This is a genomic window from Streptomyces canus (assembly GCF_001514145.1).
In the GTDB taxonomy this organism is placed as follows: domain Bacteria; phylum Actinomycetota; class Actinomycetes; order Streptomycetales; family Streptomycetaceae; genus Streptomyces; species Streptomyces canus.
Genome location: NZ_KQ948667.1, coordinates 43765 through 66634 on the forward strand (window position 1 = coordinate 43765; position 22870 = coordinate 66634).

Below are 22870 nucleotides of genomic sequence, written 5' to 3' on the forward strand. Positions count from 1 at the left end.
TCCCTCGCCGCGCGTCGCCATGCGGGCGTCGTGCGCAGACACCTCACGCGGGTTCGTGCGGCAGGGAAGTCGTGGTGCTCGAAACCAGGCCCCGGGGGAGGAACACCGCGGTGACGAGGCCGACGAGTCCGAGGACCGCCAGTGTGATCATCGCGGCTCCGTAGGCATGCGTGGTGAGGCCGGCGACGAGGATGGTGCCGGCGATCGCGGTGCCGAGTGAGGAACCCAGGTTGGAGACGCTGCGCGACAGCCCGGAGATCTCGCCCTGCTGCTCGTCGGGGAAGCTCGACTGCACCACGTTGACCGAGGGGGTCAGACACAGGCCGAGGCCCAGGCCGATCAGCAGTAGTCCGGGCGCGAAGGCCCAGGCACTCGGAGAGCCGCTTGCCAGGGCCAGCAGGACGCCGACTCCGGCGATCGCCACGACGAAGCCGGTCACGATGAGGGTGCGCTGTGCCCACCGCCTCGCCAGACGTTCGGCGGCCAGCGAGGACGCGAGCAGGCCGAGCGTGGCGGCCGTGAAGATCACGCCGGTCTGGATCGCGTCGTATCCGCGGACGACCTGGAGATAGGTCGCGACGACGAACGACGTCCCCATGAGCAGGAGCCACTGGATGTTCTGCGTGACGAGACCGAGATTGGAGGTGCGGTTGCGGAACAGACTCGTCGAGAGGAGGGGCTGTTCGCCGGCCCGCTCCTTGGCGCGTACCGACCGGAAGAACCACAGCAGCACGAGCGCACCGAGGACGATCAGGCCGATCATCAGCCAGACGTTGTTGTCCGCTGCCAGGATCCCGGTGACGAGGAGGACGAGGCCGACGGCCGAGAGGATCGCTCCGGCGGTGTCGAAGGGGCTCGTGGGATCCGGTGGCAGGGGGTCCTCGATCCGGCGACTCAGGATGAGGATCAACGCGATCACCAGGGCCTGGAACACGAAGGCCGCCCGCCAGCTGATGGCGGAGGTGATGAGTCCCCCGATCAACGGCCCGGCGGCGGCGCCGATGCCTCCCAGCGCCATGACCGCCCCGAACGCGCGCGCACGGGAGGTCACTTCGGTGAAGAGGAGCGTCGTGAGGATGTAGACGGGCGGGATGAGCAGCGCCGTGCCGACACCTTCGAGGATCGAGTTGCCGAGGATCAGGACGCCCAGGCCCGGGGCGGCCGCGCTCAGCAGGGCGCCGACGGCGTACACGGCGAGACCGGCCAGGAAGCACCGCTTGCGGCCGTAGCGGTCGGTCAGCTTGCCGCCGGGGATCATCAGCGCCGCCATGACGAGGAGAAAGATCGTGATCGCGAGCTGCACTCCCTGCACGCTCGTGTCCAGGTCCTCGCTGATGTCGTTGATCATCACGTTCATGTTCGAACCGGCGAAGCTGCAGATGAACTGCGCCAGGGCGAGGGGAGCCAGCACGCCGCGCATCGCACCCGACGAGCGTTCGGAGGCACCCGCTTCAGCCACCGGCGCCGCTCCTTTCGCAGGTGGGGTGGGCGTTCATGTTCCGCTGTCCCAAGCGTGCGCTGCGGCAGAGGCCATCGCACTCCGAGATCTCTTTCCGCGCTACTCCTGATGCCCCTGGGCCTGCTGATACTCTCGTGCCCGCTGTGCGTGGGGGGCAGCTCGGGGGGCTGGGCATTTTCAACAGCATCGTCGACGTGCGTCTGATCGGCCGCCGCCGTTCCGTCACGCCTTTTTCTGTTGAGAGGTCCAGGAGGCGACGATGGCCCGTCGTACCACCGCCCGCACCACAGCCCGAGGCATCGCCGCGTTGGCGGTCCTCGCCGTCATCGCCGGTCCCGGCCCACTCGCCGTCGCCGTCGACGCGGACGACGGTGTCTCGAACACCGCCCTCTCGACGGAGAAGGTCTTCCACTCGGACCGCTACATACCGCGCGGGGACCGGATCCACACCGCCGGCCCCAGCGGCTATCTGCATGTCCAGGAGGGCCGATCCGGCTATCTGTGGACGTCGTACGACACCGGCACGACGACCGAGCTGGGCGACCTGGCCCGACTCGAACTCCCCGCGTACCTGGGATCCTCGTCCGACGTCGTCACCGAGGTGGTCTCGCCCACCCAGAAAGTGGTCCTCAGGGACCTGTCCGCCGGTACCACCACGGACATCGCCCTGACCCATGGCACATACCGGGCCACTTTCGGCACCCATGTGCTGACGCAGGCCCAGGACGCCGACGGCAACCGCGTGCTGTGGCTCTACGGCGACGGCGCTCCCGCCGACGGCACCCTCGTCGGCGGATGGCCGACCGGAATCACGGCCAACTTCAGCGTGCTGGGCGGCGACAGCGGTACTGCCGTCATCGGCTACCGGCTGGGAACCGGCGAGCGGCACCTGGCGCTCGTGGACCTCACCACCGCGAAAGTCACCGGCGACGTGGCCGTCCCCGTCGCCCCGACGGGGGTCGCGCTGAGCGCCGACCGGCTGGTCTGGTGGTCCGACCTCAAGACGGCCCACGTCCTGGACCGATCGGACCTCTCCGCCGCCGAGACGACCGTGACACTGCCCGGCACGGAGGGCACCCCGTCGGTGGGCATCGCCGGGCGCTGGCTGGTGGTGGCCCGTTCCGTGCCGTCGAGCCCGAGTGACTGGGTCGACAAGTCCGGCGAGCGGCTGATGGCCGTCCCGCTCACCGGCGGCGACCCGATCACCCTGCTCCGGCACGCGAACAGCTCCCTCGTCACGGCCCCGGACGGCAGTCTGCTGGCCGTCGGCGGCACCGACGCCGGGCACTGGGCGGTACGCAGGGTCACCGACACAGGGGCCGGCACCCCGACGCTGACGGAGCTGACCGCCGTACCGTCGGTGGCCGCGAAGATCGACCAGCTGTCGCTGCAGAACGGCACCCTGGCCACCGACGAGGCCGACGCCAGCTTCATGGGCGCCTACTACACCCGGCGGATCGCCGCCGACGGAACGCCGGGTGCGCCCACCTGGCAGGACTGGGACGGACGTGGCGCGGGCCCGTACGCCACCGGGGACGGCCGCGCGGTGACGTTCAACCCCGACTCCGACCCCACCGTCGGCTCGTCGGTCCAGTCCGTCTCCAAGAACGACGAGGCGGGTTTCTTTCGGGTCCCCTCCGCCTCCGGAGCCCTCCTCGACGTCACCGGCCGCTACGCGATCGTCAACGGTTCCTCCCCCGCCAAGCAGTACATCGGCGACCTCGGCGTCTACTCCGACCTGCAGCCCATCGTGACCCGCTCGGTCACGGCCGCCTCCGTCTGGGGCACCAAGTTGTGGACGCCGGGCTCCGGCACGGGTGTCGTCACCGCGAAGGACCTGAAGACCGGCAAGGTCACCGACACGATCGCCACCGGCGCTCCGTGCGTGGCCAAGGAGCTTCAGGCGGTGAGCCGTTGGATCTACTGGTCCTGCGGCCCGACCGCGACGGCGGGCGTGTACGACCGTACGGCGAAGAAGAACATCGCCGTCCCGTCCGGCGAGGCCCTGCTCGGCGACGGTTATGTCGTCCGGCACGACACCGCGGCCGGGGCGCTGCTCCTCACCTCCTTCGCCGACGGCACCGCGACCACCCGCAAGATCGGCGACCTCGCGGCGGGCGGCTCCAGCCTGCGCGGGGTGACCTGGACCGTGGACAAGTTCGGCGGTCCCGTGGCCTACGTCGACGCGGACCGGCGGATCCACCTGGTGCCCAGCGGGACCGCCACCCAGGCCCTCGGCGTGATCGAGTCCGAGGTGACGAGCAACATCGGCGGCGAGGAGTGGTGGCAGTGGCGAGGGCTGCTCTCCAAGCCCGCCGCCTCCTGGAAGGCCACGCTCACCGGCAAGGCCACCGGCACGGTGGTCCGTACGTTCTCCGGCGGCGAGGTGTCGGGCAACCTGACCGCGCGGTGGGACGACCGCGACGGCAGGGGCGCGTACGTCCCCAACGGCACGTACACCTTCAGGCTGACGGCCCAGCCCGCCGACGGGTCGGGGCCCGCGCTGACGGTCGCCCAGACGGTGCGCGTGTCCCACGGAGCCGTCGTACGCCGCGACTTCATCAACTACGACACCTGGACGCCCGACGGGATCGGCGACGTGATGACCCTCAACCCGTCCGGTGTCATCAGCTACCGTCCGGGCAACGGGACGGGAGGCCTCGGCAAGGCCATGTCCGCCTCGGGCTGGCCCTCCTCGGTGACCCTGGTCCCGTTCGGCGACCTGAACGGCGACCGCCAGAACGACGTCCTCGTCCGCTTCAGCAGCGGCGAACTCCGGGTGTACCGCACCTGGCGGGGGCAGGTGTTCGACACGAGCACCCCGCGCACCTCGCTCGGCAAGGGCTGGAACCAGTACGACGTGCTGACCTCGCCGGGTGACGTGTCCGGCGACGGCCGTCCGGACCTGATCGCCCGCAACTCCTCCACGGGAGCCATCTACCTCTACAAGGGGACGAGTTCCGGCAAGCTGTCGTCCCGCGTGAAGCTCTACGACAACTGGAAGACGTACAAGAAGATCGTGGGCGTCGGGGACCTCAACGGCGACGGCATCGGCGACCTGATCGCCCAGGACAAGGCCAACAACCTGTACCGCTACACCGGCACGGGCAACAGCACCTTCAAGGCCCGAGTGAAGCTGTTCTCGGCCTGGGGCGGCTCCTACAACACGATCGTCGGCGTCGGGGACATCACCGGCGACGCCAAGGCGGACATCATCTCCCGCGACACCGCCGGCAACCTGTGGCGCAACAACGGAAACGGAAAGGGCTCGTTCGGCTCCCGCGTGAAGATCGCCACAGGGTGGCAGGGGTACAAGGGCGTGTTCTGAGGCCCCGACGCAGCGCGCACAGGCCCGGCGAGTCGTCGATCCGACGCCGCCGGGCTGCCGAAGGCACGCCAGAACTTCGGGCCCTGCGCCGCGCTCCTTCTCCTGGCGGGACAAGCGGACGAAACGGTCGCGAGTACGACGAGATCATGGAGATGTTCGCCCGGGCCGGGGAGCATCGCAGCGCCTCAGCGTTCGACGCTGAGGGTTTCCGCCGAGCCTGCGTCAGGCGAGGGTGGCGGCCCGGGTCGTCATGCCGGAGATCGCGGAGCATCACCCGGGTGCCGCGGGTCCGTCCGAGGCCAGGGCCGGTCAGCCTGCCACGGCCGCCGAGAACTCGTGCCTCCACGTGCCCCGTCTTCGTGCGCCCGGAGGGCGGATCCTGCGGAAACCGCCCCTCACACGGAGGCCGGGCAGTTCGCCTGACAGGCGAACTGCCCGGCCGAGACCGAGACATGCGTGGGCCCGGCATGCGGGCGCCGAGGGGTCGATGTTCCTCAGCCGACGGCCTTGTACCCCTGCCAGCCCGTCGCGATCTTCGTCCGGCCGCCGAAGGATCCCTTGCCGTCACCGCTGTTGCGCCACAGGTTGCCACTGGTGTCGCGCGAGACGAGGTCCGTCTTGCCGTCGCCCGTGATGTCGCCGACTCCGACGACCGCGTTGTAGGAAGCGCCCCAACTCGAGAACACCTTCACGCGGGCCTTGAACGTGCCGCTGCCGGTGCCGTTGTACCGGTACAGGTTGTTCGACTTGTCCTGGGCGAGTAGATCGCCGATGCCGTCGCCGTTCAGGTCACCGGCCCCGACGAGCTTCTTGTACGTCTTCCAGTTGTCGTACAGCTTCACACGCGCCGACAGCTTGCCCGTGGCGGTCCCCTTGTACAGGTAGACCGTGCCGGTAGAGGCGTTGCGGGCGATCAGGTCCGGACGGCCGTCGCCGGACACGTCACCCGGCGAGGTCAGCGCGTCGTACTGGTTCCAGCCGGAAGCGGCGAGGGTGGTGTACGCCGTCGAGGGCGTCGGCGCCGTACCGCAGGCCGGGCGATAGGCACGGAGGGCGCCACTGCTCAGCCGGACCAGGACGTCGTTGCAGCGGTCACCGCTGAGGTCGCCGAACGGCACGAGCTTCGCGGTGGTCGGCCAGCCGGCCCCCGAGAGCTTGCTGCCCAACGTGCCCGTGCCGGTGCCGCGATGGACGGTGAGGGCGCCGGAGGAGTTGAGGGTGAGTACGTCGCCGATGCCGTCCTTGCCCGCGTAGTCGTGCGGTGCCGCTGCTCCGGCCGTCACCTGCACGGTGCCGGAGAGGGTGAGGGCGGCGCCCTGGCCGTCGGCGGGCTGGGCGGTGACCGTCCAGGTGTAGGTGCCGTTGGTGACGAGGCGGCCCGCGGAGTCCTTGCCGTCCCAGGCGGCGGTGAGGAGACCCCGGGCGGCCGAGCCGGTCAGGGTTCGCACGGTGGCGCCGGACGCCGTGTTCTTGACGGTCACCTTCCAGGCGGCGGCCGGCTTGGACAGCCACCAAGTGCCGGACCAACTCGCGGACTTGGGGGTGATCACGGAGTCGATCGCCGTCAGCGCGGACGCCGGGACGCCGGTCGGCACGACATGGACGCGCTGCTCGCGGTCGGCGTAGGCGACACCACCGCCGAAGCGGTCCACGGTCCAGTTGAGGCCCACTCTGAGGCTGTCCTCGCCGATGTCGGTCCAGTCGGCGAGCTTGCGGCTCGGCAGGTCCGCGTAATCGCCGCTGGCCGGCAGTCCGTTGTGCAGGTCGATGAGGTTCAGCCCGCTGCCTGACTGGACGCCGCCGACGCGCTCGACGAGGTAGCCGTCGCCGAGGAGGACCCTGCTCGCCGGCGCGGTGGCGGTGCGCTTGGCCGTACGGTCGTAGACGCCCGAGCCCTGGACATCGCCCCAGGCGTCCTCACAGACCCAGTACACCCAGCGGCCCACGGCCTGGAGGGTGGACGGAGTGCAGCCGTTGCGGGTGGTGAAGGACTCCACAGCGGTGCCGGACGGCAGCCGGGTGGCCGTGACCTTGCCTCCCGTGGCCGCGGCGCTCCACAGGGTGTTGCCCCAGACGGCCGCGGCGACCCGGTCGCGCTTCTGCAGGACCTTGCCCGCCGAACCCTCGGCGAACTCGCCGACGTACTGGTCGCCGGACGAGGCGCCGTCGACGACCGCATACCGCCCGGAGAGGTCCTTGAGGCGAGGGCTGTCGTCGCCCGTGTCGAGGGTCGGGCCCCAGTCGGTGGCGCCGTTGGTGCGCAGCATGGTCAGGCCGGACTCGGTGGCGTCCTGGCGGCCGTGGTGGCCGGCGCCGTCGGCGAACATGCGGATGCAGTGCGTGGCGCCGGCGGAGCAGTCGCCGTCGCGCCCACTGACCAGCCCGTCCACGGTGGTCTTGACGACGGCCGGCGTGCCGCTCGTGGTGAGCCAGGTGCTGCGATAGGCACCGAGGATGGTGTTCGGTTCGTACAGCGTGCTGTTGTCGGCCGTGGTGAGGACACCGTTGCCCAGTGAGAGGCCGTGGACCTGCGCGGGCATCGGCTGCACATCGGTCACACGGCTCCGGGTGACCGAGCCGTCGGCGGCCCGGGCGAACCGGTACACACCCCAGTCGAGGTCGCCCTGCTCGACGTACTGCGCGGCACCCGCCACGAGGACGGAACCGTCCGGCGCCTGCACGATCCCGTGGGCGGCCGGGTCCATCACCTTGGTCATGTCGGTGTCCGTGCCGTCGGACGTGAGCGCGAACAGTGGCTGGCCCCGGTACTTGTTGTCGCCGGGCGACACCGGTTCGACGCCGAGCAGAGTGTCGCCGACGATCCCGTAGGTGGCTTGGTAGCTCAGGGCGCTCGTCTCGAAGGTACGGGGTGCGGCGGACAGGTCGTCGCGGTCGTACAAGTCGGCCTTGGAGCGCCCGGCCCGCAGCCGCAGCACGGAGTCGGCGCCGAGCCGGAAGCCGGTCGTCTCGTAGCCGTCCGCTGTGCCGTCACGGTCGGGCAGCGCGCTGAAGGCGCCGGTGTCGAGGTCGACGATGCCCCAGCGGCCCCAGCCCTCGTCGCTCGCGCCGGTGCTGTACTTGAGGATGACGGACCGCGCGTCGCCGTCCTCGATCTGGAAGCTGCCCGCGCCGTCCGGCAGCCCGGTCACGGACGTCCCGGTGACCCCGCCCCCGTCCTGGACACGCCACAGCTGGTACGTGCCCGTTCCGTTGTCGCTGGTGAGGACCGTATCGCCGAAGGTGCCCTGGTAGGTGTGGTACTCCGGCACCGGCACGACCGTCGTGCCGCCGCCGTGGAGGAGGGTGACCTGCGCGTCCTCCTCGGAGTACAGGGCGACGGTGTCGGAACCACGCCCGTAGTAGCCGGTCTTGAAGGACGCGGCCGACTGGAAGTAGCCGCTGTCGATGTCGTACTGGACCGGAACCTCCAGTCGCTGCTCCAGCGCGGTTGCGGCGCCGGTGGCGTAGTCCGTCCACAGCAGCCGGTCGTCGCCCTCCTGGGCCCAGAGGAAGCCGGTGGTCCCCGCATTGAGGATCTGCGTGGCCCTGGGGACGGCGCGCGGTGCGGCGGGCGATACGAACTCCCCTGCCACGGCGGCCGACTGCGGAGCGGCTGCCGCCGAGGACGGTACGGCGGCGAGGGGGAGGCTGAGAGTCAGGGCCGTGGCCAGGACGGCCGCCGTGCGTGCCGCCGGTGTGCCGAGTCGTGCCGAGTGGGAAGCAAGAGCCGGTCTGGGTCTGTGTCGGCCGAGTCGGGTCACCGTTCCTCCTGAAAGGCAAGCAGAAGGCATGGCGGGACATACGGCAACGCGCTTGCATTCCCCCGGCCCCCCGGCCGCTCCCCCCACGCGCGTGGGGGGAGCGTAACAGCATGTTCATGACCGGCCATGGCGACCTCACGTGACAATAAACAAACCCCAGGTCCTCGACCTGGGGTTTCAATCTGGAGCGGGTGACGAGAATCGAACTCGCGCTCTCAGCTTGGGAAGCTGCGGCGCTTGGGTCGGTACATGGCTTCTGACCTGCACGGATTCGTTCTGCCGCTGCAGGCGTGAGTGCTTGGTGGCACCGCTGTTGACCGCGGTAGTCCGCTCTTACGGGTGACAGGTGGACCCGTGAATGTTGGTGACGTATTCTTCTATGTACATCACCAACATTGCGTGGGAGGCACGGTATGTCCGTGACCCAGATCGACATCGACGACGACGCCCTGGAGCGCGCCATGGCTCTGGCTCGCGTCCGGACCAAGAAAGAGGCGGTCAATCTCGCTCTGAACTTCTACGCCGAGCAGCAGGAACGCGCGGCGCGCATCAACCGTCACTTCGAGCGTGCGCGTGAGTGGGGTGCCGTCGAGGACGCCGAGCGCCTGCACCGGGCGGAGAAGGACAGCCGGTGATCTACCTGCTCGACACGTCCGGCCTGGTCCGGCTGCTCCGCGATCCAAAACTGCAGTCGGCCTGGTACGACGCGATCGATGCCGGGGCCATCGCGTCCTGCTATGTGCAACGCGCCGAGTTCCGGTACAGCGCCCGGAATCGTCGCGAGTACGACGAGATCGCGGAAATGTTTTCTGACCTCTATCCCGACGCCGCCGTGCCGAAGAACGCAGGGCGCTGGATCAGCGCGGTGCAACACCGTATGGCACAGGCCGGAGAGCATCGCAGTGCCTCGGCAGTGGACCTCGTCATCGCCGCTACAGCGGCTCACCACGGCCTGGTTGTCCTCCACGACGATGCCGACTACGGCACTGTCGCCCGGCACGCATCCGACCTGACCGAGCACAACGTCCACGACATCGTCTGAGGCGTTTCACCGCCCGACAGGTTGTGGAGTTGTCCTCGCTGTCAGGCGAAGGTGGCGATCAAAGAGAACTCCCGCGGCGCCCAGAACGCGGTCATCCGCGCCTATCGCTGTGGGCCGGAGCACATGTCCTGGCTACGTCGGGAACGGGACTGACGGGCTCGGCTGAGGAGACGTCACCGGTCGAGATCCGCGTATTTCGTCTCGGGCACGCCGATGTCCGAGAAGATGGCCCACGCCTGTCGCCTCATCAGTTCGGCGGCGGCGCCGTCGGTCTTCCAGCGGGCGCGGCCGAGTGCCAGGAGCGTGCGGGCCTCGCCGAGTCGGTGGCCGGTCCCGCGGTGTTCGGCGAGGGCTTCCTGGCCGAGCTCGACGGCTGTGCCGTGTGCTTCCTCGGCCACCGCCGTCTCGCACAGGGCTGTCAGGGCCTGGCCCTCCACCACGCGGAACGAATGGGCGCGGGCCAGAGCCAGCGCCTGTTCGGCGTGGGTGCGGGCCTCGTCGTACCGGCCCGCTTCCCTGTAGGTGGGGGAGAGGCACAGGAGGCTGTCCGCCTCGGCTCGCCGGAATCGCGCCTCGCGGGCCAGGGCGAGAGCCTGCTCGCCGGCCTGAAGAGCCCGGTCCAGCTGCCCCAGTCGTCGGCGGGCGGTGGCGACCGTGTTGAGGATGCCGGACTGAACCCAGTGCCGTTTCGTGTCCTCGACCAGGGCGAAGGCCCGCTCGGCCTGCTCCAGCCCTTCGACGTGGCGGCCGAGTTCGATATTGATCTTCGCGATGGCGTCGAGCATCATCGCGCGGCCGTCGCGGTAACCGGCCCGCTTGTCGGAGGCGACCTCCGGGCCGAGGAGGTCGAGTCCGTCGGTGAGACGGCCGAGTTCCCAGTACACCCCGCCCAGGAGCTGCAGGGCCGAGCCGGCGTCCCACCAGCTGACCTCTGCCTCAAGGCCGACGGCACGTTCGAGGTGGTCGGCGGCCTCGTGCAGCCGGCCCAGATCCCGGCAGGCCATACCGAGGCCGACCATCCCGAATCCTTCGAAGTAGAGATTCCCGGTCTCACGGAAGATGCGCAGGCCGGCGGTGAAATCGTCGTGTGCACTGTCGAGGCGAGCCATGCTCCAATACGCCATGCCTCTGACGCCGAGACCCGACGCCTCGCCCGACGCCCAACCGAGCTCCCGGCTGATCTCCAGTGCGCGTGTGGCGTGTTCCATCGCCTGTCGGACATGCCCCCGGTCCCACCGCGCCGCTGAAAGGCTGGAGTGCATCGCTGACTGGCCGAACAGGTCATTCTCGGTCTCGGCCGCGTCAAGTGCCGTCTGTGCGGTGGTCTGCCAGGTCTTCCGTGGCAGATGGATCCAGAAGTGGTTGAACAGTGCGGAGGTCAGGTGCCAGGCGACGGGGCGGGGGCCGTGGTGGGCGGCATGGTTGATGACGGCGAGCAGATTCGCCCGTTCTGCATCCAGCCACGGTCCGGCGGCGATGGCCGACGGCATGCCCGGGTGTCTGTCGGGGCGGAGGCTGGTGGGCAGCTCCGGAAAGAGCCCGGTCCCCGCGGCGGTTCGGATGGCTTTGAGTACCAGATCAGGAGTCGTTCGAGGGCGGCTTCACGGTCCGGCGCCGCCTCCTCCACCAGCGCACACTCCTGTGCGTACTCGCGAAGGAGATCGTGGAACCGGTAACGCGCCGCCGTCGCGGGTTCGACCAGGTGGGCCGAGGTCAGTGCACCGATCAGACGCCGGGCTTGCGACAGTGGCGCATCCAGGAGGGCCGCCGCGGCCTCGGCGGTGAACTCCGCTCCCGGGAACAGGCCGAGCAGGCGGAACAGCCGGCGTGCGCCGGGTGCCAGGACCCGGTACGACACCGAAAAGGCCGTACGCAAAGGAGAGTTGGCGTCTCTGTCCGGCTCCAGTGCCTCCAGCTTGTTGCCCTCGTTCATCTCGGCGACGAGATCGGCCGTCCGCAGTGCCGGATCGCCCGCGAGCCTGGCGGCGGCCACGCGCAGGGCCAGAGGGAGGCTGCCGCAGAGCCGGATCAGTTCGTCGACCGCGTGTTTGTCGTCGTCGACCCGGTCCGTGCCGAGGGTCCGGCTCAGCAGTGCGCGGGCCTCGTCCGGCTGGAGGAGATCCAGGGGCAGCGCGTGGGCGCCGTCGTGGGCGACGAGGTCGCCGAGCCGGTTGCGGCTGGTCACGAGGACGCAGCAGGTAGGGCCGGACGGCAGCAGCGGACGTACCTGCTCGGCCGAGGCCGCGTTGTCCAGCAGGACGAGCATGCGCCGGTCGGCCAGCAGGGTCCGGAACACGCGGCCCTGGGCCTCGTGGTGCGGGGGGATCTCCGACGCCGCGAGCCCCAGGCTGCGCAGCAGCAGTTCAAGGGCCTCGCCGGGTTCGAGGGGCTGTCGGTCGTGGTCGAAGCCGTGCAGGTTGACATAGAGCTGGCCGTCCGGGAAGCGGCCGCGGACCTGGTGTGCCCAGTGCACGGCCAGTGCGGTCTTGCCAATGCCCGCGGCGCCGCCGATGGCGGAGATGACCACGGTGTTCGCCGTCCCTTGCGTCCGCGCGGGCGCAAGCAGCGAGTGGAGTCGGTCGAGTTCGCCGGTGCGGCCGGCGAAACCCGGAGTGTCGTGCGGGAGTTCGGCGGACACGGCCCTCTCGCGCGGTGTGGAGAGTACCGACGGGGGCGGACGCAGGAGGAAGGCGTCGTCCTGGTGCAGTACCGCTTCGTGCACCCGGCGCAGTTCCACACCGGGATCGGCGCCGAGCTCGTCACGCAGTCGTACGCGCAGGTCCTCGTAAGTTCTGAGCGCTTCCGCCTGACGTCCGCAGCCGTACAGGGCCCGCATGCGCAAGGCCGTCAGCGACTCGTCGTAGCGGTCAGCCATCGAAGACGCGGACAGCCCGCTCAGGTCGTCGAGGGCATCGCCGAACCGGCCCAGACGGACCAGGCACTTGAGCCGCTCCAGCCGGAACGTCCGTCGGCGCTCCTCCAACCGCTGCCGCTCCTCCTGCGCGAACGGTCCCGGCAGCCCGGCCAGGGGCTCGCCCCGGAACAGCCCGATGGCTGCGGAGAGTCGGGCCGCGGCGGTGGCCAGGTCGCCAGACGCGACGGTGCGCAGCGCCTCGTCGCCCCGTTCGTCCAGATCCGCCGTATCGAGCCTGACCTCCTCGACGGCGAAGCAGTACCAGCCCTTGCCGCTGCGGATCACCGACTCCGCGGGCGGGGTGCCTTCCGGATCGAGCACCCTGCGCAGCGAGTTGACATGGGTGGGCAGGACCTTGTGACCGCCTGCGGGAGGCTCCTCGCCCCACACCGCGTCGAGCAGCCGCTCATGACTCACCACGGCCCCTTGGCGCAGCAGCAGAGCGGCCAGCACGGCCTGCCGCTTGACGGGCCCCAGCTTCAGCGGCGCCCCGCCCCGCCATGCCCGTAACGGTCCGAGCACTTCGAACCGCAGCAGCTGAGGAGATCCGTCGTCCACCCCGAAGCCTCCGCTTCCCTACGTCATCGGAATTTCATCAGAATTGCAGCACCCCCGGCCATGGTGATGGACACGACATCGCACAACCCGCACAACCGAAGGGGATCCGCGTGACCGAAGTGGAGTTGGTGGCCACCGCGTTGGCCACGGGGGCGGCGGCCGAACTCACCGACACCTCACGAGGAGTCGTCCATGACCTCCACGCTGTGCTGAAGGAGGCGGTCCGCCGACGGTTGTCCGGTGGCGGCGACGGCGTACGGGGAGGCTACGGCGTACGGGTGCTTTACGCGTACGAGACGGACCCCGATGTGTGGCGGACCCGGCTGCTCCAGGTGCTGGCCTCCGGGCTGGAGATGGACGAGGAGATCCTCGGGGCGGCCCGCGCAGTGCTCCGCGCGGAAAGGAGGAAAGGGCACATCACCGCGGTCGTCGGTTGATGACGGAGTGGGCGACCTCTCTGGCCATGCTGTTGGGCGCGGGTATCGCCATGGCGATACCCGCCACTGGTGGAAGCACGCAGGCACCACCGTGAGCTGGGGCGGGAGGCCCGCAGGCACACGTACGACATCCCGTGCGGGCGGCGCAGACCCGACCGCAGTTGCGACTCCACATGGAGCTCTGCACGGACAAGGGAGCCGACGGACTCGCGCACCGTCGTCGGGGTTCCCCGAGCGTTTCCGGTTCTACGATCTTCGTCACACGGGAAGGCACGCCAGGAAGCCGCTGCCGTGCCAGATGGAGCCACCGTTGATCCAGACGATCAACGTTCTGGCCCGAATCTGGCACAAAAACCGTGATCGTCACAGACAGCAAAAAGGCCCGGGTCAATGACCTGAGCCTTTGTCATGGAGCGGGTGACGAGAATCGAACTCGCGCTCTCAGCTTGGGAAGCGACGGCGCTTGCGGGGACGGATGCCTTCTGACCTGGGCGTACGTACTCTGGTGCGGCGCCCGGAAACGCAGGACGCACCGTTGTTGACCGCGGTTTGCCGGTCTCAAGGGCACGCTATGGGCACGCCGTCGGCTCGGAGGCGCAGAGTGCGCCTCTTGGTGACTGGCGAGCGGCCGGGCCCTGGAAGCGAACGTTGGCCGGGAGGTCTCCGTCGCAAGAGCACATGGTGGAGCGCTCAGTGGCGGCCGACCACCTCGATGCGGAGGTGGCTTGGAGCGGCCCCGCAACGCGGGCCTCCTCGGGGTGGACACCACCGCGTCGCTTCGGCGTCCGGTCCGATTGCAGCGGCTCGATTCGCGCCGAGCCTTGGAGCGGCACCAGGACATCGACGGCGGTCAGCAGCTCGGCTGCTGGGGACAGCCCGCAGATGGACACCCGCGTCCGGACCGGGCAGACCGCAGGGCGCAGCCAAGTCCTCACTGCCCGGGCGCACTTGGTTCCGCCGAGGCCCCGTGCCCGTTCTTACGTAATTGCTGTGCGTCCGCGCTGAGCGGTCGGTATAAAGACGGACGGCCGGGCGGGCGGTCCGGAGAGGGCTCCCGCCGTCTCGAACGCGTCAGGGGTGGGGATCGACAGTGTTGTTGTGGAGAGTGCGCAGATGGGTCACGGTGGCCGTCGCGGCTGCCGCACTCGGCATGGGAGGCGTGACAGCCGCGCACGCCGCGGACCCGCCGGAGGTCACGTACGCGGGGAGCGTGTCGGACGACCTCGGGATCCTGCAGATCAATGCCCGATCCGCGGCCGACATCAAGAGCATCACGGCGCACCTGGTCTCGTACGGCTCGCAGACTGAAGTCGCCGAGATCGGGACGAAGGACTTCCGACTCTTCTCCGGCACCCTTCAGGACGGCAGCTGGCGCACCAAGAAGCCGTTGAAGCTGCCCGAGTTCGGCTCCTACCGCATCGACGTGGAGGTGACGGACGCCGACGGCGGGCACGTGCTGCAGCAGTCCGCGGGGGACTTCGCCTACTACGTCGTGGCGCAGTTCGGTGCGCTCACCGTCGACCGCACCGCCATCGACCGGGAACACCGTGACGTGCAGGTCGAGGGGACGCTGTACGGGCGTTGGCCGACCCGTCAGGTGAAGCCCCTCGCGGCACGCCAGGTCGAGATCAATGTCGACTACTGGACGCAGGCCACTGTGACCACCGACGCCCGGGGTCACTTCACCGCCTCGGTGCGGCTCGACACCGCCGCGCCCGTCCAGGCCGTGTTCGCCATGGACGGTGGCACACCGACGGTTCTGTACGGGGAGTCCGAGCCGGTACAGATCGGTGTCGACCAGATTCCCACCCGGTTCACGTCCACGGTGAGTTCGACCGACGTCGACTTCGGTCAGCCGGTCACGGTGAGCGTCAAGGTCGAACAAAAGACCGCGGACGGCTGGGTGCCGCTGGCCGGGCACTCCGGGGGCGTCCTGTTCGGCCCCGACGACGCGCAGACCGACCTCGTGGGTCGCTTCACCACCGCTGACGACGGCACCTTCACGATGGACTACACGCCGTGGCAGGGCGGCTACTTCCAGCTCGCACTGGACACCTCGGACGACCCGTTCCTCCAGGCCGGTACCGGTACGAGCGACGTCGTCCACGTGCACCGGGCGTCGAAGTTCACGGCCTTCACGGCCGCCCGCTCCGACACGGGGCAGGTCCACGCCGAGGGTCTGATCGACTTTCCCGACGGATGGACACCCGCCCGGATCAACGTGCACATCCAGTCCTCGCCCGACGGCGTGAACTGGTCGACGCTCACCACGGTCGAGGCTTCCTGGGGCGGCAGCGGCAACGATTTCGCCGCGGACCTCGACGAGAGCGGTGCCGGCTACTACCGGGCCGTCTTCGACGCTGACGACAACTTCCAGTCGGCGACATCGCAGACGGTCTTCGTGCCGGCGTCCGCCTAGGGCTTGTTGTCAAATGATCTTGTCTGATGGGGCATGGTCCGGTGATACGTCGCCGTGAACTGTCGGACTCTGACGGAAGCCTGCTGACCTGGGCGTACGTACTCTGGTGCGGCGCCCGGGAGCGCAGGATCGCAGGGTTGTCGCGCGTGGTTCACCGGTTCTATGGGCTGGAGGGGGCCTCTCGGTGGCTGACGGGCGGCTGAGCAGCGGAAGCGAGCGTTGTACTTCGTTGCCGCCGAGCCCGCTGTTTCAGTGCCTGTGCCACGTGCGGGAGTTCCTCGTGCAGCAGGCGGCCCGTCAGAGCACCGCCGAAGACTACGACGCACACACCGACCAGCCAGGACTGGACGACCAGGACGGTTCCGAAGGGGCCGTAGGTGACGGCACTGGATGCGATCAGGGGTGAGTAGACGAGCCGGGAGAAGACCCGGAGACCGAGCAGCCCGATCGCCGATACCACCGCGCCGGGAACGAGGGCGTTCCAGGCGATCCGCCCGCCGAGCAGCATCTGCTGCGACCACCAGAAGAACAGGAGGGCGCTCAGTGTCGCGGCCGGCGTGCCGGCCGGTGAATGGCGCCACAGTGTGGTGGTGGCGGTCAGGTAGAGGGACCCGACGAGCACGGCGAGCCACAGCACGTGCCGCCATCTCGCGTACCAGCGGGCCGGAGGCAACTCCCAGATCTTCTCGTAGCCGGTCTGCACCGCCGCCCCGAAACTCAGACCGAAGACAGCGAGAGCGGCAAGGCCGAAAGCAGTCGTGGTCTGCAGCACCTGGCCGGGCCGCGCGAACAACTTCCCCACCTCCTCCCTGGCGGCACTCGACACACCGAGCCCGTCCCCCAGCCACTGCGCGAACCCCCGCCCGTGCGCCGGATCGGCCGCGGAGACGACGATCAGCAGGGGCACCAGCGTGAGGAACCCGAGCGCCGCGAAACCCAGCGCCCTCGGCCCCAGTTCGATCTCCCGGCTCCGCCGCCATCCCCGCCCGGCCGGCGAATCACGGAACACCCGGCACCGGAAGACTCCTTTGGTATCCAGGTCGCCCATCACGTGGGGCGCCATCACCGACAGCCGTGAACGCATGATCCGGTCACCGCCGCTCCAGCGCGTGAAGGCGCCGCAGCGCGCGAGGCCACTCGCGCCGTATCGCCTCGGGGAGTTCCTGGCCCTTCGTGGTGGTGACCAGGGCCGCAGCCACGTCGCGGAGTTTGACGTTGCGGTGCTGCGACACCGCACGACTCACCAGCGCCTGCTCCAACTGCTTGTTCTTCGCGCGGAGTTCGACGACCTCGGCCAGCAAAGCCGCATCCCCAAGTTTGCGTGATGGTGCAGGTTTTGGCTGTTCAGGTGGCTAGTCCGGCTCGTCGGAGGTGGTCATCCCGGGCCTTGTCCTAGGCGCGGGTGGCGGTCCGGAACGTGATGGGCTGGTCGGGGTCGGCGGGTCGGCCAGCCCGGTTCGGATCAGTCGGTCATGGGCCCGGGTGAGGAAAAGGGGCCTGTTCGTGGCCGACAGGAGTGAGCTCGTAGCGGTGAGTGCGCGCGGGCTGCGTCGGATGACTCCGTGGACACACAGGCGGCGCAGGTCGGCCGGCTACGACTCCGACAAGACCCGCGCCCTGCTCAACGATCCCCGGCTTCCATGGCCGCATCGCGTACAAACGTGAGAAGGCGCCGATCCAGGCCGGCCACCGGTGGCACGTCGAACGCACCCACGCCCTGCAGAACGCCTGCTACCGGCTCGCCTGCTGCTTCGAGCGACGCACCACCGGCATCAACGCTTTCTCCGACCTCGCCGACACGGTCATCACCGTGCGCAGCCTGATCCGGCAGGCACGGACACCCCACCGCTGGGACGAACGCCCGAACCGCCGGCCATGACCGCACCCTCGTCCGCGCGGCCTCCGAACGTCGAGCACCGCGAGCACTCGGGCCGCTGTCCCGCCCACTCAGGGCGTGTCGTCCTGTCACGCCCCTGGGCGGGACGAATTTTCCGATGGCTGATGGGGAAGGGACGATGATTGCTTTGACTTGACCGCTCGGTGACATTGCCACCGCTCATGATCTGGGACGCTTGGCAGTGCTTTACGCAAGGGCCTTCGGCAGAATGAAGGCAAAGCAGGCTGGGGGCGGACTCTTGGGCATGTTCAGGGTGTCTGTGTTCATTCGCCGGGGGGTGCGGTGGACGCTGGCAGCGCTCGTTGCAGGTGCCGCGCTCGCAGGTGGCATGGCGGCAACGTCGGCGCCCGTGTATGCCGCGGCAGCTGGCACCGGAGGGATGGATCTGCTGGTCCAGGGCTCCAACTTCGAAGTGCTGCAAACGTCCCGCTATGCCAGCGGTCACTGGGCACCCACCCGCCAATTGTTCAAGAACCAATTCTTCTACGACTTCACCGACGTCGTCCAGAATGGCCGGTTGCGGCTGTTCATCGAGCAGCCCAGTGGCACCGTTCTGACGTTGGAACAGGCGGAGCAGAAAGCTGACGGAAGTTGGACAACTCCGACGCCGATGGCCGGACTGCCGACGATCGACGCCACTACGTCGCTACCGACCCGGAACTTCCTTGCTGCGGCAGTCGTCGGCACACATGTTCATCTGGTCTACATCGGAAGCACCGGCCAGATCATGCACACGTCCGAACGCGCCGACGGCACCTGGACCTACCCCGACCAGGTCGCGTCTGGAAGCGCCTACAAGCAGGACAAGTTCGCCAGTGTGTCGGCCGCTTCGGTCGGCGGCCTCCTGCAGATCGCGGTCGTCGATCAGGCTCATGGGACGGTGCTGCACACCGTCAGGCACGCTGACGGGACCTGGGCGTCGTGGGGCAACGTGTTGTCGCAGACAGGCAAGCCGCGCTACTGGGGCCTGCCTATCCGTGTAGCGATGGCGGGCTTCGGGACCAGCCTCCAGATGGTGGTGCTCACCAATGGACAAGTGGCGCAATACCATGCGGTCCGGCACGCCGACGGATCCTGGAGCCGGTTGGGCGACATCAACGCGCAGGTGGACTTCAATCGCGCTGGTTTCGTCGGAACGGTCCTGCAAGAGGTCACGGCAGTCAATGTCTCCGGCAACCTCCAGCTCGTCTTCGCCTCCGACGACGACAAGGGATCTCTGTTCCACACCATCCGGTACGCCAACGGCACTTGGTCCAAGGCCGGACTGGTCCAGCGAGCCACGAATCTTTCCAGCTGGCGGCCGAGCGGTGTCGCCGGCTCGGCCGGGTGAGCGGACTGCCCTCTCCGCGAGCGTGGCGGCCGCGCCGGTGACTATGGACCAGTAGCTGGTCTCGCTGACCAGCGAGTCAGAGGAAACCTAGGGCTCTGACCAGGTCAGTGGATGCGCCGCGGGAAAGGACTCCAGGTGAACGCTGGTCATCTGCCGCCTCAACTCGCGCAACGGATCGATGGCGGCATCGCGCTCCGCCTCCTGCTGGGCCCGCTCCGCCTAACTGCGCGCCCGGTCCAGTTGCGCGGTTGAGGGGGGCGACCGCTACGAGAGCGTGTCGTGCGCCGTGTACTCGTGCGCCGTTGACCGGCGCCGAGAGAACCCGACGCGTAGAAGGGGGCGAACCCGGCCGGCATCCTGGGCCGCCGCCGCCGCCGCCGCCGCCGCCGCCGCCGCCGCCGCTGAGCCTCGCCGCACGTTGCCCGACCGAGGTGCGCACTCCACGAGTCGAGACCCGCAGGTCGGCTCGGCTGGTCCTCAGTAACACGGCATGGGAGGTGCGCCGGATACATCAATCCGGTACATGGACTACTCTTGGTACATGTCCATGAAGCGCACGAACGTCTACGCGGACCCCGAGGACCTGGCGATCATCAAGGAGGCTGCCAAGCGCCGGGGGATAAGCGAGGCCGAGATCATCCGCCAGGGCATCCACCTCGCGGCCATGGCGAACCGGGTCTGGGACGAGCCGCTGTTCTCACGCACCTTCGAGGGGCCGGGGCGCACGCTGCCCAAGTCGGAGGTCCGCGACACGGTCGCCGATGCCGTCCGGCGTGAGACCGGCTCGGGCCCCGGATCCGCCGCGTGATCATTGTCATCGCCGATACATCCGGCCTTCTGGCAGCCCTGGACTCCGCTCATCCGGAACATGGGGCGGCGAACGAGGCGATCATGGCGGCGGGCCTGCTGGTCATGTCGCCGCTCCTGCTGGCCGAACTGGATCACGTGGCCACGCGTGAGCTCGGCAGGGAGGCCGCCGTCAGCGCGGTCGACGACCTGCGCCGCTGGATGAGCCGGGGTCGTGTCGTCCTGCCGGAGATCACGGAGGACCACCTGGGCGCAGCCCAGTCCGTCCGTGTCCGCTACCGCGCCCTGGACCTCGACCTCGCCGACGCGGTGAACGTGGCGCTTGCCGCCGACTACGACACGGACGCGATCCTCACCCTCGACCGACGAGACTTCCGGGCCGTACGCCCGCTGGGTCGCCACAAGGCGTTCCGGGTACTCCCCGACGACCTCCCGCTCTGACCCAGGACCCAAAGCGGTCAAGTTGCCTGCTTCCGCAAGGGACTTGGGCACCGCCACAACGAAGACATGCAGGACGGGTGTCCGCCATGGTCCCCGGCTGCTGCGAGGTGGATGCCGGGCTACAGTCACCGGGTCGCGAAAAACGATGTCTCGCGGGTCCATCCGCCGGGCATCGCGCATACATCGAAGCAGATGGTTCTGATCGGTGAGCGTCTCCTGCCGAGACCGGACATCCCGTCCGCTCACGGCGCTGACCATCGCCGACGCGTGTCGGCGCTACAGAGGAGCGCAGCATGCAGAAGACCATCGCCATCGTCGGAGCGGGACTGGGCGGGCTGACGCTCGCCCGGGTGCTTCAGGCTCACGGCGTCGCCGCGACGATCTACGAGGGTGAGGCTTCGGCGACGACCCGTGCACAGGGCGGCCTGCTGGACATCCACGAAGGGACCGGCCAGGTCGCGCTTCGCGCAGCTGGTCTGTACGACGAGTTCCTCACTCTGGTCCGCCCGGGCGAGGACGCCAAGCGTGTGGTCGACCACCACGGCACGATCCTGTTCGACATGCCCGCGGACGCCGGTTCGGCCCGTCCTGAGGTGGATCGTGGCGAACTCAGGCGCCTGCTCATCGACTCGCTCGCGCCCGGGACGATCAGGTGGGGTCACAAGCTCGCCTCGGTCCGGCACCGTCCGGAGGGCGGCTACGTCCTCACCTTCGCGGAAGGTTCCGCCACGCACGCCGACATCGTCATCGGCGCGGACGGCGCCTGGTCGAAGGTGCGTCCGCTGCTCACCCCCGCCGAGCCTCTCTTCAGCGGAACCTGCTTCATCGAGATCGCCTTCACGTCGGGCGGCCAGAACCGTCGGGCGAGCGTGGCTGCGATCGGCAGCGGCACGCTGATGGCGGTCGCGCCGGGCAAAGGCATCATCGCCCACCGCTACGCCGACGGGCACGTGCGCGGATACGTGGCGCTGAACAAGCCCGAGACGTGGATGAGGTCGATCGACTTCGGCGACCCGTCCGCGGGCCTCCGCCAACTTGCCGACGCGTTCGACGGCTGGTCGCCGCTGCTCACCGCCTTTGTGACAGAGAGCGACGCGGAACCGTGGCTCCGACCCATCTACGCCCTTCCCGTCGGGCTTGAATGGGACAGGGTGCCCGGAGTGACGCTCATCGGCGACGCCGCGCACCTGATGTCGCCCTTTGCCGGCGAGGGCGCGAACCTCGCCATGTACGACGGCGCGGACCTGGCTGGCAAGCTGGTTGAGCAACCCGACATCGAGGTCGCGCTCGGCGCCTACGAAGAGCGGCTGTTCCTGCGTAGTAGCGGCGCCGCAGGCCGCTCGGCGCAGAACCTGGAAATCTTTTTCGGCCGGGAAGCACCGCAGAGCGTAGTCACTCTGTTCGATCACTCCTGACACCCCGGCCCGGGTTCGCGATCTTGCCGCGGACCCTGGGTCCGCAGCGGCACCGGCGGCCACCGCCACCCTGACGTGCCCCTGTCCGAGCTGGGCCGCGTCGCCGGTGTCCGCTGGAGTGTCGAGGAGTGTTTCCAGGCCGCCAAGGGCCAGGTCGGACTCGACCCCTACCAGGTCCGCAACTGGACCTCATGGCACCGGCACATCACACTCGCCATGCTCGCCCTCGCCTTCCTCGCTGCCCTCGCAGTCGGCGCTGCTCCCGACCGAGGCGTCGATCCGCACCATCCCACCAGCAGCCGCGAGCCGACGGCATTGACCGTCCCGGAAATCCGCCGAGTGGGTGCACCCGTCGGTGTGCGCACCCGCTGCGAACTACGGGTTTGCGTAGGCGACTTGTCCGCCATTCGCTCACGATGTGACCCAGGTCACCGAAAATGCATCTCATCCTCTGAGGTGCTCGGGCGCTTTGGTGGTTCAACCTGCGCCTGGGCGTCCTGAAGGGGCGGTCGACTGGGACTTAGGGCACGCGGAGGGCGCGTGACCCTCGAATTGGACTAGACGACAAACAAACCCCAGGCTACTGGCCTGGGGTTTCATTATGGAGCGGGTGACGAGAATCGAACTCGCGCTCTCAGCTTGGGAAGCTGATGTTCTACCATTAAACTACACCCGCGTAACACGCCGGACGGAACCGGTGTCGAACGCAACGTTACCTTACCTCATCCCAGGCCCACGGCATCGAAGCCGTGGGCCTGAGTGCGTCTCAGGGGTGGGACAGGGCTGCGGGCAGCGGGAGTTGGGGCGTACGGTGGAGGGGTGGAAGAGGGTCCGGGCGGGACCGGAGTGCCGCCTGGAGAGCCGTCTCGTTCATCCCGTAACGTGGCATTTGTCGTCAGGTGAGCAGTAGCCCGACGCGGCTCTTGGGGAAGGGACTCTTGGACTTGATGGAGCGCACCGTCGTCCGTTGTGCCGATGGGCACGTGTTCAGCACCGCTTCGTTCCCGATGCAGCAGGCCGAGCGACTCGGCCCCGGACGGCTCGTCCGCTGTCCTCGCTGTG

The 22870-nt window shown here is 68.9% G+C and carries 15 protein-coding genes, 1 tRNA gene and 2 pseudogenes; 11 read left to right on the forward strand and 7 right to left on the reverse strand.

Translation table 11 applies throughout. The features are described 5' to 3' along the window. Positions 1-43: 43 nt before the first annotated feature. Complete coding sequence (locus tag AQJ46_RS32640; protein WP_059209216.1) at positions 44-1420, reverse strand: MFS transporter; 1377 nt, start codon at positions 1418-1420, stop codon at positions 44-46. Positions 1421-1718: 298 nt separating this feature from the next. On the opposite strand from AQJ46_RS32640, the gene AQJ46_RS32645 reads away from it, so the two are divergent. Next, on the forward strand, positions 1719-4787 hold the full coding sequence (locus AQJ46_RS32645; protein WP_059208992.1) for an FG-GAP-like repeat-containing protein: 3069 nt from the start codon (positions 1719-1721) through the stop codon (positions 4785-4787). A gap of 494 nt (positions 4788-5281) precedes the next feature. On the opposite strand, the gene AQJ46_RS32650 is transcribed toward AQJ46_RS32645, so the two are convergent. Beyond that, entirely contained in the window at positions 5282-8548 is a 3267-nt protein-coding gene (locus tag AQJ46_RS32650; protein ID WP_107117375.1) for an FG-GAP-like repeat-containing protein, read from the reverse strand. Positions 8549-8961: 413 nt separating this feature from the next. Between AQJ46_RS32650 and AQJ46_RS32655 the strand changes: the two genes are divergently transcribed. After that, a complete protein-coding gene (locus tag AQJ46_RS32655; protein ID WP_059208993.1) occupies positions 8962-9183 on the forward strand; it encodes a type II toxin-antitoxin system VapB family antitoxin in 222 nt (73 codons plus the stop codon). Then, a complete protein-coding gene (locus tag AQJ46_RS32660; RefSeq protein WP_059208994.1) occupies positions 9180-9590 on the forward strand; it encodes a PIN domain-containing protein in 411 nt (136 codons plus the stop codon). The genes AQJ46_RS32655 and AQJ46_RS32660 overlap by 4 nt, the downstream gene beginning before the upstream one ends. 173 nt (positions 9591-9763) lie before the next feature. Here AQJ46_RS32660 and AQJ46_RS57470 read toward each other — a convergent pair whose 3' ends face one another. Together AQJ46_RS57470 and AQJ46_RS57475 are read right to left on the reverse strand one after the other, a co-directional pair. Then, positions 9764-11080, reverse strand: coding sequence for a tetratricopeptide repeat protein (locus AQJ46_RS57470; RefSeq protein WP_225887443.1), 1317 nt, complete (start codon positions 11078-11080; stop codon positions 9764-9766). Next, on the reverse strand, positions 10969-13062 hold the full coding sequence (locus AQJ46_RS57475; protein ID WP_225887444.1) for an AfsR/SARP family transcriptional regulator: 2094 nt from the start codon (positions 13060-13062) through the stop codon (positions 10969-10971). The genes AQJ46_RS57470 and AQJ46_RS57475 overlap by 112 nt, the downstream gene beginning before the upstream one ends. Positions 13063-13172: 110 nt before the next feature. Here AQJ46_RS57475 and AQJ46_RS32670 point away from each other — a divergent pair, with 110 nt between their 5' ends. Continuing rightward, positions 13173-13499, forward strand: coding sequence for a hypothetical protein (locus tag AQJ46_RS32670; RefSeq protein ID WP_059208995.1), 327 nt, complete (start codon positions 13173-13175; stop codon positions 13497-13499). A gap of 1150 nt (positions 13500-14649) precedes the next feature. Next, a complete protein-coding gene (locus AQJ46_RS32675) occupies positions 14650-15918 on the forward strand; it encodes a hypothetical protein (RefSeq protein ID WP_225887456.1) in 1269 nt (422 codons plus the stop codon). A gap of 160 nt (positions 15919-16078) precedes the next feature. Here AQJ46_RS32675 and AQJ46_RS32680 read toward each other — a convergent pair whose 3' ends face one another. After that, a complete protein-coding gene (locus AQJ46_RS32680) occupies positions 16079-16966 on the reverse strand; it encodes a ribonuclease BN (RefSeq protein WP_404828490.1) in 888 nt (295 codons plus the stop codon). A 43-nt stretch (positions 16967-17009) separates the two neighbouring features. Further along, on the reverse strand, positions 17010-17219 hold the full coding sequence (locus AQJ46_RS32685; protein ID WP_225887446.1) for a hypothetical protein: 210 nt from the start codon (positions 17217-17219) through the stop codon (positions 17010-17012). 286 nt (positions 17220-17505) lie between these two features. Between AQJ46_RS32685 and AQJ46_RS57480 the strand changes: the two are divergent. From AQJ46_RS57480 to AQJ46_RS57485, 6 genes and pseudogenes are all read left to right on the forward strand, one after another. Then, positions 17506-17797, forward strand: a pseudogene (locus tag AQJ46_RS57480) (IS5/IS1182 family transposase); the annotation flags it as partial. Positions 17798-18023: 226 nt separating this feature from the next. Further along, the gene (locus AQJ46_RS32690; RefSeq protein ID WP_159064084.1) at positions 18024-19145 is read left to right on the forward strand and encodes a hypothetical protein; all 1122 of its coding nucleotides are present in this window, start codon (positions 18024-18026) and stop codon (positions 19143-19145) included. Between the two features lie 541 nt (positions 19146-19686). Then, the gene (locus tag AQJ46_RS32695; RefSeq protein ID WP_059208998.1) at positions 19687-19953 is read left to right on the forward strand and encodes a ribbon-helix-helix domain-containing protein; all 267 of its coding nucleotides are present in this window, start codon (positions 19687-19689) and stop codon (positions 19951-19953) included. Continuing rightward, on the forward strand, positions 19950-20393 hold the full coding sequence (locus AQJ46_RS32700) for a PIN domain-containing protein (RefSeq protein ID WP_059208999.1): 444 nt from the start codon (positions 19950-19952) through the stop codon (positions 20391-20393). Before AQJ46_RS32695 ends, AQJ46_RS32700 begins: the two co-directional genes overlap by 4 nt. A gap of 293 nt (positions 20394-20686) precedes the next feature. Beyond that, complete coding sequence (locus AQJ46_RS32705; protein ID WP_059209000.1) at positions 20687-21808, forward strand: FAD-dependent oxidoreductase; 1122 nt, start codon at positions 20687-20689, stop codon at positions 21806-21808. Between the two features lie 78 nt (positions 21809-21886). Further along, positions 21887-22309, forward strand: a pseudogene (locus AQJ46_RS57485) (hypothetical protein); the annotation flags it as partial. Positions 22310-22410: 101 nt separating this feature from the next. Here the strand turns inward: AQJ46_RS57485 and AQJ46_RS32710 are convergent. Next, positions 22411-22484: transfer RNA gene (locus AQJ46_RS32710), tRNA-Gly, on the reverse strand. Positions 22485-22870: the final 386 nt, after the last annotated feature.